The organism is Sphingomonas sp. PP-CE-3A-406 (genome assembly GCF_003688625.1).
GTDB lineage: Bacteria > Pseudomonadota > Alphaproteobacteria > Sphingomonadales > Sphingomonadaceae > Sphingomonas.
In genome coordinates this window covers 758,160-770,868 of the sequence record NZ_RCWY01000003.1, presented here as the reverse complement: position 1 = coordinate 770,868, position 12,709 = coordinate 758,160, and the positions used below count along the sequence as shown (strand labels likewise).

Here is a 12,709-nt window from a genome sequence, read left to right as displayed (position 1 = left end):
ATGGCGCGTGTCGCACGTATCGTAGCTGTAGCGCTGGCATTGCTGGCGGCGGGGCTGGTGATAGCAATCGCTTTGCTGTTCCCTTGGGGACCCATTTCCGGACTGAGAGTAGAGAACGCTCGTCGCACTACCGCACCGCCACGGATCGTGGTCATCTTCTCGACACCGACCCCGATCGAGGCGATACTGAAGCGCAAGCGTGCCGGATTCATCAGAGCAAAGTTGTCGGACTGCCGCACCGGCGACACCTTGGCGAGTGAGGTCGTGGCCCAGCGGGCAGGCTATCTTCGCGACGATGGTCGCGTCCAACGCCGGCCCCGCCCCTCTTCGCCGGCCAGCTACGTGGCGATCTTCGACGACATTACCGATCGACAAGGGCAATTGTGCTTTTCGCTTGATGGCGGCAGCATGTGGGCCGGCAAACTCTGGTCGGACCAGATACCGCTGACGCTTACACCCGGCTGACCGCGCACCACCCGGCCCGCTTGCCGCCGCCATAACGCCGCGCGAGTCCGTGGCGGACCAATACCGCGCCCAGCGACTCCCCGCCCCTATCAACGATCCGCAGTTTGCGGCCATAGCGGTCGACGTCGCGCTTGATCGGGGTCAGCGTGAAGGGGCCGGCGTTGAGCAGGGCCTGCATCTTCAGCGTCGCCGCCTGCCCCAGCCGCGCTTCGCGGGCGCAGCGCGGCGGGTGGGTCTCCGGCGTGTCGATGTCGGCGATGCGGATCTTGGTGCCCGCCATCCAGAACGTGTCGCCGTCGACCATGCAGTCGATCCGCTTGGCGTGGCCGCAGATCGTGAAGCGCGCGGAGACCGCCTTGCCCCCCGACAGCGCGGACGCCGCCGCCGCAACGGTCGACGCCGCACTGGCGACACCCGCCGCGGTGGCGAGCGCGCCGGTCGCGGTGGTGGCGGCACCGGCATTGGTCGCTGCGCCGGCAGCGGGCGCCGCAGCCGACGACGCCTCCGCCTTGGCAGCATCAGCACCCCAACCCCAGCCACCCGGCACGCGCAGATGTCCCGCAGGCCAGGCGATGCCGAACCCGGTCGGCCATTCGATCTTCAATCCGGGCGGTACCAGCGCCGACCAGTCGATCTGGCGGATCACCGGCATCATCAGCCCCAGCAGCACGCCGTAGAACACCAGGCGGAGCTGCAGCAGCACCCCCGGCGCGGCACTGCGGCCCGAGCCACCGCGGCGCGTGGCACCGGCACGATCGCCACTGAGCAACCGCATGAAATCAAACACATACTCCATCGTCCGTCGCGCGTACGCGCGCGCGCGAGGATGTCACCCTCACCCCCGTCGCAATGCGCCGAGCGGAGTCGGAAACGAGGCGAACGCATCGTGAACATCGCGCGCTGTCCGTCGCCGACGGCAAACCGCTCCCGCCACACCGATCCGACATCAATCCTCATGGCTTCGCAAGCATCCCGCCCGCCCTTTGCCATGCCCGCCCAAAGCGGCCGTCAAGGCGGGAAGCCGCTGTTCTCCAAAGCAGGAAGGTATATGGCGAAACTGCCACCACGCTTCATAAGGGAACGACGCGTGCAAATCGGGTCGAAGCGCGGTCGCGATCCGGAAATGACGCCTTGCGCCCCCAGTGCATCCGCTCGACAACGGTCCACGTCCAGTGTGCGAACGGTGCCGGCGACGACAGCGCGCCGGTCAGCCGCCCTCTCCGGCTGGCCCTGATCTTCGCCAGCAACGACGCCGAAAGGGTGCGGGACACGTTGCGAGAGGCAGCTCTAAATGGCGAGCGCATGTGCCGGCCACAAAAGGCTGACAGACCGAGGGGCATCGGCGCCCCCAGTGCGTGACGAGGTTCTGCTGTCCTACACCCCGCGACCGTGCGCAGATCGGCGCATGGCCCCGAACCCTCCCCAACCGATCGCCCCCCAACCGATCGACACCGCGTGCAGGACATGCACAGTATCGCGCCAGCGTCTGCACTTCGTGCACTTCCAGCGCCCAACCCGTTGAAAACGCCAGATACATGAAGGGCGAGGAGTGTTGCCACTCCCCGCCCCCATGCCGTCACGTCAGGCCTTGCCCGTTGCCGGGCGCAAGGCTCAGAAGTGCGTGATGATGCCGAGCATCGGACGGAAGCTCTGCGCCGTGCCGAAGGTGTTGACCTCGGCGCGGATGCGGAAGCCTGCGTTGCCGGTGATGCCCTTGAGGCCGATGCTCTGCGGACCGACTTCTGCGCCGATGCCGTAGGTCACGGCGTTGTAGTCACGGTTGGTGCGGCCGCCATTGGTCGAGAACTGCGCGAAGTGGTCGAAATTGACCCACTGGTAGCCGACCTTGCCGTAGAAGATGCCGCTGTCGCCGGCGCGGAAGCCGAAGCGGCCTGCTGCGCCATATTCCCAATCGATGTTGCCATCGACGCCCTTGATGACGTTGCCTTCGACGCCGACGAAGACCGGGCCGAGCGGCACGTTGACGCCGACGACGCCCTGCACCAGCGCGCCGTCTGCGCGGTAGTTGTTACGGACCGAGCCGTCCGAGTTCAGCGCGCGCGGGATGCCGTGGTTGCCGACGTTGTCGAACTGCTCCCAGCCGCCCATGATGCCGACATAAGGCTCGATCCCGAACGCCTTGGAGCCGTCGGGAGCGGCTGCTTCGCCGGGGGCTGCGCTGTTGTCGGTCGGCGCAGGCGCGGGGGCTGCCATGTCCTGGGCGAAAGCAGGCGCTGCGAATGCGGTGGCAGCGAGGACGAGAGCCAGGGAAAGCGTACGCATGGAAATAGACCTTTTATCGTTGATTACGTGGCCCCCGTCCGACGATGTGCGGCTTGGTCCAGGCAAGTCGAAACCGGCGGGCGTCCGCTTTGTTGCAACAAAAAGAACGCGGGCAACGGAACCTTCCAAAGGTGTTGCAATGCAGCAACGCTTCCTGTCCCCGCGATGAACATATCGTGGCGAACTCAAGGCAATAGTGGCAGAAATGCAGCGATCGGCACGGTAGCGTAGTCGTTAACCGTGTCGCTCAAGATCGTCGCAACGATCAGCGGATAGGCCATCCGCATGGGTTTCGCGCGTCTTTTCCGCAGTCGCTGGGCGGCGGTGTTCTGGTCCGCGGGAATCCTGTGGACGGCGTATGACGTCGCCGACACCGCGCCTGCTCCAGCCCCAGAAGCGGCATCGCCGAACGCCACCGCGCCACAAACCGCTGCGGGCGAGCCGGCCACGCAAGATGCGACCGGCTCGGGGTTCGACATGCACGATCTGCAAATTCTCGCCAACGCGGGCTGACGGTGCCGGGGATATTCTCCCCATGCCCGCCAGTCCGCAGTTCGTTCAGGGCTTCAGCGCGACGTCGTCGGCGTCCTTCAGGTCTTCGTCGTCGTCGATCGTGTCGTCGTCGAGCTCGTCCTGGACGTCGTCCTCGTCCATGTCGGCTTCGTCCATCGTGACGGACGAGTCCGTCTCGCCGACCTCTTCGGAGTCCATCTTGGTCTCGTCGATCGCCTCGTCGTCGGTGTCGTCTTCGCCCAGATCGGGTTCGAGGTCGGTCAGGATGATGCCGTCGCTCGGCCCGTTGCGCGTGGCCTCGAGGATCTCGGCGCGCTGGCTCTCGTCATAGCCCTCTTCGTCGTAGCCGTCGTCGCCCGATCCGGCACTCGGCACCTGATGTCCGCCCATGGTCACACTCCCTCGTTCCAGGACGCCCGCACGTTGCGGGCCTACCAGATGCGAACGGTGGACGTGCGCCGTGGTTCCTTCAAGCGCGGACCGGTGCCGTCGACGCAGGCCGAAACAGGCGACCGCGTTCGGTCACTAGAATGGCGACCAGCGCCGCCAACCCCGCGAGGAGGAACCCGCCGACCAGCGGCACTGTGGTGCCGTCGAACGCCTGCCCGATCAGCGCGCCGAACACCGCGCCGACAGTGACGCTCAGGAACCCCTGCACGCTCGACGCGGTACCGGCGATCCGCCCCATATTCTCCATCGCCATCGCCGAGAAGTTCGACGTCGCCAGCCCGAAACACCCGAGCGTCAACGCCTGGAAAACCGCAAAGCTGACCAACGTCTCGAACCCGATCTGAATCGCGAACAGGTGGACGAGCGACACCAGGATCAGCACCGACAGCGCGCCGTGGCTGATCAACCGGGTCCCCAGCCGCATCACGATCCGCGAGTTGAGCAGGTTGCACGCTGCCATCGTCACCGACGTCGTCGCGAAGATCAGCGCGAGCAGCGTCGGCTTGTGGAACACGTCCGCCATGATCTGCTGGATCGAATTGAGATAGCCGTACAGCGCGCCCATCAACGCGGTCGACGCGAGCGTGTAGCCGAGCGAATTGCGATCGCTCAGCGTCTGGCGCCAGTCGCTGAAGATGCGCCCCGGCGTGATCGGCAGGACGTTCTCGGGCGCCAGCGTCTCGGGCATCCGCAGATAGAACCAGACCAGCACGCCCAGCGTCAGCACCGCGACTGTCCAGAAGATCGCGCGCCAGTCGCCGAACTGCAGCACCGTCCAGCCGAACGTCGGCGCGAGGATCGGTACGATCATGAACACCATGAACGCGATCGACATCACCCGCGCCATCGCCCGCCCGTGATAGCAATCGCGGACCAAAGCGATCGTCGCCACGCGTGCCGCGGCGATCACCGCGCCACCGAATGCGCGCGCCGCTAGCAAAAGCGTGAAGCTGCCCGCGGTCGCGCAGGCAACGTTGGCGATGATGTACAGGACGAGCGACCACAGCAGCACCGTCCGCCGCCCGAACCGATCGGCGAGTGGCCCGTGGACGAGCTGCGCGACGCCGAAGCCGATCACGAACGCGGTCACCACGAACTGTCGTCCGTTCTCGGTCGCGACGCCGAGCGAGTCGCCGATCGCCGGCAGCGCGGGCAGCATCGAGTCTATGCCGAGCGCGGTCAGCGACATCAGCGAGGCGACGAGCGCGACGAACTCGACGAAACCGATCGGCGCGCCGCGCATCGCTGGCGCGTCGGATTGGGGATCCTGGGTCTGCATGATGCGTGCGCCTGTACCCGCTCGGCCGGTCTTGCGGAACCCGCTAACCGGCGTCGTCCCGTGATGATTGCGCGATGCGTCGACGCGCCCTATCTGTATTGCTAGAACAACACACTTCGGAGACAGCCATGATCCGTCCGCTCTTTACCGCTGCTGTAGGCCTTACCAGCGTGCTTGCCCTGTCCGCCTGCGATCGCTCGAACGAGGGCGCATCGGTCTCGATCAACGCCGATGGCGGCAACGTCCTCGGCGCGATCAACGGCGAGACCGGCGAGATGAAGATCGACGTCCCCGGCTTCCAGGGCTCGGTGAAGCTGCCGAAGATCAAGATCGACACGAGCAATTTCGATCTCAACGGCGTACGCCTGTATCCGGGGTCGTCGATCAAGACCCTCAACATCGTCGGCGACGACAAGGCCGGCGGCTTGCGCGTCGCCTTCGCCAGCCCAGCAACACCCACTATCGTCCGCGACTGGTTCGCACAGCGGCTCGGCAAGGTCGGCTACCAGGTCCACCCCGAGGGCGCGAACCTGATCGGCGCGACCGACGAGAACAAACCCTTCCGCCTCGAACTCACCCCCGACGGCAAAGACAAGGCGACCGGCACGATCGTCATCAGCGGCTAGTCTACAATCGCACGCCCAAGGGGAGGATTGAAATCTCGCCCCACCCTAACCCAGGCATTTGGCACGCCACCGCCGATCGCCTATATCGGGCATCCCCCAAACCGGACACGCACCTCATGCTCGATACGCCCGCCGCCCAGGTCCCGACGCTCAGCCTCGCCACGCAGGATACCGACCCCGACGGTTTCGCCGCCGCGTTCGGCGAATCGTTCGAGCGGTACGGCTTCGCGATCGTCGCCGATCACGGCATCCCCGCCGACCTGATCGAGCGCGCCTGGGCCGAAACCAAGCTGTTGTTCGACCTGCCCGAGGACGAGAAGCGCGGCTATCATATCCCCGGCGGCGGCGGCGCGCGCGGCTACACGCCGTTCAAGACCGAGATCGCCAAGGACGCCAAGGTCGTCGACCTCAAGGAATTCTGGCACGTCGGCCGCGAGCTCCCCGAGGGTCATCGTTACGCGGACACGATGGCCCCCAACGTCTGGCCGACGCGTCCCGAGGGCTTCAAGCCCGTCTTCCTCGAACTCTTCGCTGCGTTCGACCGCGCCGGCGACAAGCTGCTGTCCGCGATCGCCCGCCACCTGAAGCTCGAGCCCGACTGGTTCGATCCCGCGGTGAAGGACGGCAACAGCATACTTCGTTTGCTGCATTACCCGCCGATCCCCGCCGATGCGGAAGGCGTCCGCGCCGGCGCGCATGAGGACATCAACCTCATCACGCTGCTGCTCGGCGCCGAGGAAGCCGGCCTCGAACTGCTCGACCGCGCGAACGGCCGCTGGCTGTCGATCAAGCCGCCCGAGGGCGCGATGGTCGTCAACGTCGGCGACATGCTCCAGCGGCTGACCAACAACGTGCTGCCCTCGACCACGCACCGCGTCGTCAACCCGCCCCCCGAGCGCCGCGGCCACTCGCGCTATTCGATGCCGTTCTTCCTCCACCCCGCGCCGGACTTCCTGATCGAGACGCTGCCGGGCACGATCACGCCGGACAACGCGAACCGCTATCCGAACCCGATCACCGCGCATGATTACCTGTACGAGCGGCTGGTCGAGATCGGGCTGATCAAGAAGTAGGGACTTCGACCCGCTTCATACTCCCCTCGACCACACAAGCATGTTTCCCCGCGAAAGCGGGGATCCAGACTGGGCTCCCGCCTTCGCGGGAGACACTTGAGAGCTTGGTGGGTCAGGTATCTTCCACCACACCTCCACCCCGGCGAACGCCGGGGTGGAGCCTATTCTGATCGGTTAAAGCGGAGCAAAACACCCCACCGCTTTTCTCCCCACCTGATACCCAACAACCACGCTTCGCCCATTGGTGCGCGCGCCCGCATCCGCTAGACCGCGCGCGATGCCCCATCTCTATCTCGTCGACGGCTCCGGCTATATCTTCCGCGCCTATCACCGGCTGCCGCCGCTCACCAACAAGCATGGCGAGCCGGTCGGCGCGGTGTACGGCTACACGACGATGCTGTGGAAGCTCGCCGACGAGGTCCACGCCGCCGATGGCCCCACGCACATGGCGGTCATTCTCGACAAATCGTCGAAGACGTTCCGCAACGATCTCTACGACAAGTACAAGGCGCAGCGTCCCCCGCCGCCCGAAGATCTCGTCCCCCAGTTCCCGATGATCCGCGACGCCACGCGCGCGTTCTCACTGCCGTGCATCGAGACCGAGGGACTCGAAGCCGACGACATCATCGCCTGCTATTCGAAGGCCGCGCTCGCCCAAGGCTGGGAGGTCACGATCGTGTCGTCCGACAAGGATCTGATGCAGCTGATCGAGCCCGGTCTCGACATGTACGACACGATGAACAACCGCCGGCTCGGCGCGGAACATGTCGCGGAGAAATTCCACGGCGTCACCCCCGCGCAGCTCGGCGACGTGCTCGCGCTGATGGGCGACAGCGTCGACAACGTCCCCGGTGTCCCCGGCGTCGGCCCGAAGACCGCCGCGAAGCTGATCCTAGAACACGGCGATCTCGAAGCCGTGCTCGCCGCCGCCGACGGCATGAAGAAGGGCAAGCTGCGCGACAATTTGATTGAGCATGTTGAGATGGCGCGCCTGTCGAAGGTTCTCGTCACGCTCAAATGCGACGTCGCGCTGCCCGAACCGCTCGAGGATCTCGAACTCAAGGGCATCCCCGACGCGCCCTTGCGCGCGTTCCTCGAACATCACGGCTTCAAGTCGCTGATCGCCAAGCTCTCTGCGGTCGCCGAAGCCCCCGTCGCCGAGCCCGCGAGCACGGCCGAGTTCGACGAGGACGAGCCCTGCAAGCACGACGACTATGAAACCGTCGTCGACGAAGCCGCGCTCGATCGCTGGATCACCGTGGCGAAACACCAAGGCTGGATCGCGATCGACACCGAGACCACCGGCATCGACGCGACGCGCGCGGACCTCGTCGGGGTGAGCATGGCGCTGCATCCGAACCTCGCCTGCTACGTACCTATCGCGCATGGCGGCACGGATTTGCTCGCGGAAAACCCGGTCCAGCTCGATCGCGCGCTCGTGCTCGCGAAACTGAAGCCGTTGCTGGAGGATCCGAGCGTCCTGAAGATCGGCCACAACCTCAAATACGACATGATCGTCCTCGGCCGCGCCTACGCGTCGACGGGCGGCGTGACCATCGCGCCATTCGACGACACGATCGTGATGAGCTTCGATCTCGACGCCGGCCTGCACGGCCACGGCATGGACGAACTCGCCGCCACGCATCTCTCGCACAGCTGCATCGCGTTCAAGGACGTCGTCGGCACCGGCAAGACGCAGCGGACCTTCAACGAAATCGATCTCAAGGCCGCGACCCGCTACGCCGCCGAGGATGCCGACGTGACGCTCCGTCTCTGGCGCCGCTTCAAGCGCCGCCTGCCCGCGGAATGCTCGACCCGCGTGTACGAGATGGTCGACCGTCCGCTCGTCCCCGTGATCGCGCAGATGGAGATGCACGGGATCAAGGTCGACGCCGCGAAACTGTCGAAGCTCTCGACCGAATTCGCCGGCCAGATGGCGAGCCTGGAGACAGAAATCCACGCGCTCGCCGGCGCGCCGTTCACGATCGGCAGCCCCAAGCAATTGGGCGACGTGCTGTTCGAGAAGATGGGCATCAAGGGCGGCCGCAAAGGCAAGTCCGGCGTCTATTCGACCGACGTCAACGAACTCGAGCGGATCGCGGCGGACAAGGATTCGCCCGGCGCCGTGATCGCGCGGAAAGTGCTCGACTGGCGCCAGCTGTCGAAGCTGAAATCGACCTATACCGACGCGTTGCAGGCGCAGATCAACCCGGCGACGGGCCGCGTGCATACGTCCTACTCGCTGACCGGCGCACAGACCGGCCGGCTGTCGTCGACCGATCCGAACCTGCAGAACATCCCGATCCGCACCGAGATCGGCCGCCAGATCCGCGACGCGTTCGTGGCCGAGCCCGGCAACGTGATCCTCGCCGCCGATTACTCACAGATCGAGCTGCGGCTGGCCGCGCACATGGCCAACGTCCCTGCGCTGAAGGCCGCGTTCGCGAACGGCGACGACATCCACTCGCTGACCGCCCAAGAGCTGTTCGGCGAGGTAAACCGCGACACCCGCGGCCGTGCGAAGACGATCAACTTCGCGATCCTCTACGGCATCTCGCGCTGGGGCCTCGCCGGTCGCCTCGACGTGAGCGCCGACGAAGCGCAAGCGATGATCGACCGCTATTTCGACCGCTTCCCTGGCATCTCCACCTACATCGTCGAGACCACCGAGAGCGTCCGCGCGAGCGGCTTTACGACCACGCTGTTCGGTCGAAAGACCCACTTCCCGCGCATTCGCTCGAAGATCCAGCACGAACGCCAGGGCGCCGAGCGTGCCGCGATCAACGCGCCGATCCAAGGGACGAGCGCTGACATCATCAAGCGCGCGATGGTCCGCATGGGGCCGGCGCTGCTCGAAGCGGGTCTGCCCAATGTCCGCATGCTCCTACAGGTCCACGACGAACTCGTGTTCGAATTGCCGGAAGGTGACGTCGCCGCGGCCAAGCCCGTGATCGAGCAGGTCATGGCGAACGCCGCGCAACCCGCGGTGACGCTCGACGTCCCACTCGGCATCGAAATTGGCACCGGCCTTAGCTGGGGCGCGGCACATTGAACGCGCAGGGCGGCAGCCGGCCATGTCCGGCTGACTCGCACCAGCGCGGCCGGCGGAGCGTTCGCTCCGACCGACGACGCGGCTTTGCCGCGGCGCGATCCACGAATGGCGCAGCAGCGTGACCGAGGCCACGCAGGATATCGACACGCTCGCCAAGGGCGGTCGGACCAACATCGCCGGCTTCGTCCTCCGCCTCGCCGCGCGCATCCCGTTCCTGTTCATCGCCGGCCGCATCTACGGCCCTGACCTCGTCGGCCGCTTCGCGATCGCGGTCGTGGTGGTCGAACTCGCCGCGCTTCTCGCGACGCTCGGGCTGAAGCGCGGCCTCGCGCAGGCCCTCAGCAGCGCCGATCGCCCCCACGCCAACGTCGTCTGGGACGCGATGGCAGTCGCGTTCGTCGCGTCGCTCATCGCCAGCGCCGTGCTCTGCACCTTCCCGCAGATCATGTATCCGAACAGCGCGATCACCGGGCTCGACCGGTTCCTGCCGCTGATCATCGTCGCGATTGCATGGTCCGATGTCAGCCTCGCAGCACTTGCGTACAGGCTGAACGTCAAGGCCGCCGTCACCGCCCGCGCGGTGGTCGAGCCTTGGACGATCTCGATCGCCGCCTGGGCGTTCTCCTATTTCACGATCCGCGACGGCCTTGTGCTCAGCTACGTCGCGTCGATGACCGCGGCGCTGATCGCCAGCCTCGTGCCGTTCCTGCGCAGCTACGGCATCCCGCGCGGCTGGTCGCCGCAGCTCCGTCCGCTCTACGCGCTCGCCCGCGCCAACGTACCGCTCGCGGGCGCCGACATCCTCGAATGGGGCAGCCGCAACGTCGACCGCTTCATCCTCGGCGTGATGTTCGAGCCCAAGGTCGTCGGTATCTATTACATGGCACAACAGGTCGCGAGCTTGCCGCAGAAGCTCAAGACCAGCTTCGACCCGATCCTCGGCCCCGTCATCACCCACAGCCTCGCGATCAACGACCGCGCCGCGATCGCCAACCAGGTCCGCCAGGTCGCGTTCTGGATCATGGCCGCGCAAGGCGGACTCGCGCTGATGGGCTCGATCCCCGGCGAAGCGGTGATGGGGGTGGTCGGCCCGCAGTTCGTCGCCGGCACCGCCGCGCTCGCGTTCCTGCTGACCGCCGAAGTGCTCGCCTCGACCGGCGCAGTCAGCGAATCCGCACTCGTCTACATCGCCCGCCACCGCAACCTGATGATCTCGGCCGCAATGCTCGCGTTCCAGGTTGGCCTGAGCTTCGCACTGATCTTCACGATCCGAGCGCTAGGCTATCCGGTCAATTACCAAGCGGCCGGCCCGGCGATCGCGCTGATGCTGTCGGTAGGCCTAACCTCGATAATCAAGTCGAAGCTGCTCGGCCACCTCCTCGGCGCGAACGTGTCGCCGTGGCGCTGGCCGCTGGTTTGGGCTGCGCTCGCCGCCATCGTCGTCGGGGCCGGGTTCACCGCACTCCCCAAGCGCTACGAATGGGTCGAACTCGCGATCGGCGAACCCGCGATCGCTGCGACCTATCTCTACATCCTGTGGAAATACGCGTTCGGCCCCGCCGACCGCGCGCTGTTCGCCAAGAAGCCGAAGGCCGACGACCCGTCCCTGCCTAACGCGGGCGCGCCGGTCGCCTAGAGCATCCCGTACAGCAGCGTGCCGTTGAGCCCAATGATCACCGCGGCGATCACCCAGGCGAGGATCTTCAGCCAGGCCGGGCTGACCAACTCACCCATGATCGTGCGATCGCCGGTGAACTTGACGAGCGGCACGACCGCGAACGGGAGCTGCAGGCTCAGCACGACCTGGCTCAGCACCAGCAATTTGGTCGCCCCGGCGTCGCCCGACGCACCGACAACGAACACCGCGGGCACGATCGCCAGCAACCGCGTCACCAGACGCCGTGCCCAGACCGGCATGCGCAGGTTGAGGAAACCCTCCATCACGATCTGGCCGGCGAGCGTGCCGGTCACCGTCGAGTTCTGCCCCGACGCGAGCAGCGCGACCGCGAACAATACGCTCGCCGCGCCCATCCCGAGCATCGGCGCGAGAAGTTGATACGCCTGGTCGATCTCCGCGACATCGGTCCGGCCAGCGACGTGGAAGGTCGCCGCCGCCAAGATCAGGATCGCCGCGTTAATTAAGAAGGCGAGCCCCAGTGCGACCGTGCCGTCGATCGTCGCCATCGTGATCGCGTCGCGCTTTCCCGCGGTGTCCTTGGCGAAGGCGCGGGTCTGGACGATCGACGAGTGCAGGTAGAGATTGTGCGGCATCACGGTCGCGCCAAGGATGCCGATCGCGATGTAGAGCATCGCCGGGTTGGTGACGATCTGCGTCGTCGGGACGAGGCCGCCAAGCACGCCCACCCATTCGGGCCGCGCCAGGAACAGCTCGAAGATGAAGCAGCCGGCGATGATCACGAGGAGGGCGACGACGAACGCTTCGAGCTTGCGGAAGCCGAAGCGTTGCAGCGCGAGGATCAGGAACACGTCGAGTGCGGTGAGGACGACGCCGTAGACCAGTGGCAGCCCGAACAGCAGCTTCAGCGCGATCGCCGTGCCGAGCACTTCGGCAAGATCGCAGGCGATGATCGCTATCTCGCACAGGAACCAGAGCGCGACCGAGACCGGCTTCGAATAATGCGCGCGGCAGGCCTGGGCGAGATCGAGCCCGGCGACGATGCCAAGTCTTGCGGACAGAGCCTGAAGGACCATCGCCATAAGGTTCGACAGCAGCACGACCGACAGCAACGTGTAACCGAATGCGGAGCCGCCGGCGATGTCGGTCGCCCAGTTGCCGGGGTCCATATAGCCGACTGCGACGAGATACCCCGGTCCGACGAACGCGAACAGCCGCCGCCAGAAGGACGCGCCTTCGGGGACGACGACGGTGCGGTGGCTCTCTGCGAGCGAATTGGCGAAGTCGGACGCGGGGAGATTGGGGGCTGACATCGGGGGCTGCTTTGCCGGA

11 protein-coding genes are annotated in these 12,709 nt (G+C 66.1%); 6 read left to right on the top strand and 5 right to left on the bottom strand.

What is annotated here, in order from left to right; translation table 11 throughout:
- Complete coding sequence (locus tag C8J44_RS15470; protein ID WP_147453215.1) at positions 1-465, top strand: hypothetical protein; 465 nt, start codon at positions 1-3, stop codon at positions 463-465.
- Here C8J44_RS15470 and C8J44_RS18820 read toward each other — a convergent pair.
- Positions 452-1,240, bottom strand: a complete 789-nt coding sequence (locus C8J44_RS18820; RefSeq protein ID WP_259466893.1) for a thermonuclease family protein — start codon at positions 1,238-1,240, stop codon at positions 452-454. The genes C8J44_RS15470 and C8J44_RS18820 overlap by 14 nt on opposite strands.
- Positions 1,241-2,076: 836 nt before the next feature.
- Complete coding sequence (locus C8J44_RS15460) at positions 2,077-2,748, bottom strand: hypothetical protein (protein WP_060527258.1); 672 nt, start codon at positions 2,746-2,748, stop codon at positions 2,077-2,079.
- A 285-nt stretch (positions 2,749-3,033) separates the two neighbouring features.
- Between C8J44_RS15460 and C8J44_RS15455 the strand changes: the two genes are divergently transcribed.
- The gene (locus C8J44_RS15455) at positions 3,034-3,261 is read left to right on the top strand and encodes a hypothetical protein (RefSeq protein WP_121905199.1); all 228 of its coding nucleotides are present in this window, start codon (positions 3,034-3,036) and stop codon (positions 3,259-3,261) included.
- Positions 3,262-3,306: 45 nt separating this feature from the next.
- On the opposite strand, the gene C8J44_RS15450 is transcribed toward C8J44_RS15455, so the two are convergent.
- Positions 3,307-3,651 (bottom strand): DNA primase, encoded by a 345-nt coding sequence (locus C8J44_RS15450; protein ID WP_121905198.1) that lies wholly within the window; start codon positions 3,649-3,651, stop codon positions 3,307-3,309.
- 79 nt (positions 3,652-3,730) lie between these two features.
- Positions 3,731-4,990 (bottom strand): multidrug effflux MFS transporter, encoded by a 1,260-nt coding sequence (locus tag C8J44_RS15445; RefSeq protein ID WP_121905197.1) that lies wholly within the window; start codon positions 4,988-4,990, stop codon positions 3,731-3,733.
- 128 nt (positions 4,991-5,118) lie between these two features.
- On the opposite strand from C8J44_RS15445, the gene C8J44_RS15440 reads away from it, so the two are divergent.
- From C8J44_RS15440 to C8J44_RS15425, 4 genes are all read left to right on the top strand, one after another.
- On the top strand, positions 5,119-5,616 hold the full coding sequence (locus C8J44_RS15440) for a hypothetical protein (RefSeq protein WP_121905196.1): 498 nt from the start codon (positions 5,119-5,121) through the stop codon (positions 5,614-5,616).
- Positions 5,617-5,732: 116 nt separating this feature from the next.
- Positions 5,733-6,689: an isopenicillin N synthase family oxygenase gene (locus tag C8J44_RS15435; protein WP_121905195.1), complete on the top strand. Its 957-nt coding sequence runs from the start codon at positions 5,733-5,735 to the stop codon at positions 6,687-6,689.
- 277 nt (positions 6,690-6,966) lie between these two features.
- A complete protein-coding gene (polA, locus tag C8J44_RS15430; RefSeq protein ID WP_121905194.1) occupies positions 6,967-9,741 on the top strand; it encodes a DNA polymerase I in 2,775 nt (924 codons plus the stop codon).
- 118 nt (positions 9,742-9,859) lie between these two features.
- The gene (locus C8J44_RS15425) at positions 9,860-11,377 is read left to right on the top strand and encodes a lipopolysaccharide biosynthesis protein (protein ID WP_121905193.1); all 1,518 of its coding nucleotides are present in this window, start codon (positions 9,860-9,862) and stop codon (positions 11,375-11,377) included.
- Here C8J44_RS15425 and C8J44_RS15420 read toward each other — a convergent pair.
- Positions 11,374-12,690 (bottom strand): Nramp family divalent metal transporter, encoded by a 1,317-nt coding sequence (locus tag C8J44_RS15420; protein WP_121905192.1) that lies wholly within the window; start codon positions 12,688-12,690, stop codon positions 11,374-11,376. The genes C8J44_RS15425 and C8J44_RS15420 overlap by 4 nt on opposite strands.
- Positions 12,691-12,709 lie beyond the last annotated feature (19 nt).

Bases quoted from the DNA above. Each gene is read 5' to 3' on its own strand.
- C8J44_RS15450 (WP_121905198.1), bottom strand. From the start codon at position 3,651: ATGGGCGGACATCAGGTGCCGAGTGCCGGATCGGGCGACGACGGCTAC.
- C8J44_RS15460 (WP_060527258.1), bottom strand. From the start codon at position 2,748: ATGCGTACGCTTTCCCTGGCTCTCGTCCTCGCTGCCACCGCATTCGCA.
- C8J44_RS15440 (WP_121905196.1), top strand. From the start codon at position 5,119: ATGATCCGTCCGCTCTTTACCGCTGCTGTAGGCCTTACCAGCGTGCTT.
- C8J44_RS15445 (WP_121905197.1), bottom strand. From the start codon at position 4,990: ATGCAGACCCAGGATCCCCAATCCGACGCGCCAGCGATGCGCGGCGCG.
- C8J44_RS15470 (WP_147453215.1), top strand. From the start codon at position 1: ATGGCGCGTGTCGCACGTATCGTAGCTGTAGCGCTGGCATTGCTGGCG.
- C8J44_RS15420 (WP_121905192.1), bottom strand. From the start codon at position 12,690: ATGTCAGCCCCCAATCTCCCCGCGTCCGACTTCGCCAATTCGCTCGCA.
- C8J44_RS15455 (WP_121905199.1), top strand. From the start codon at position 3,034: ATGGGTTTCGCGCGTCTTTTCCGCAGTCGCTGGGCGGCGGTGTTCTGG.
- C8J44_RS18820 (WP_259466893.1), bottom strand. From the start codon at position 1,240: ATGCGGTTGCTCAGTGGCGATCGTGCCGGTGCCACGCGCCGCGGTGGC.
- polA (WP_121905194.1), top strand. From the start codon at position 6,967: ATGCCCCATCTCTATCTCGTCGACGGCTCCGGCTATATCTTCCGCGCC.
- C8J44_RS15435 (WP_121905195.1), top strand. From the start codon at position 5,733: ATGCTCGATACGCCCGCCGCCCAGGTCCCGACGCTCAGCCTCGCCACG.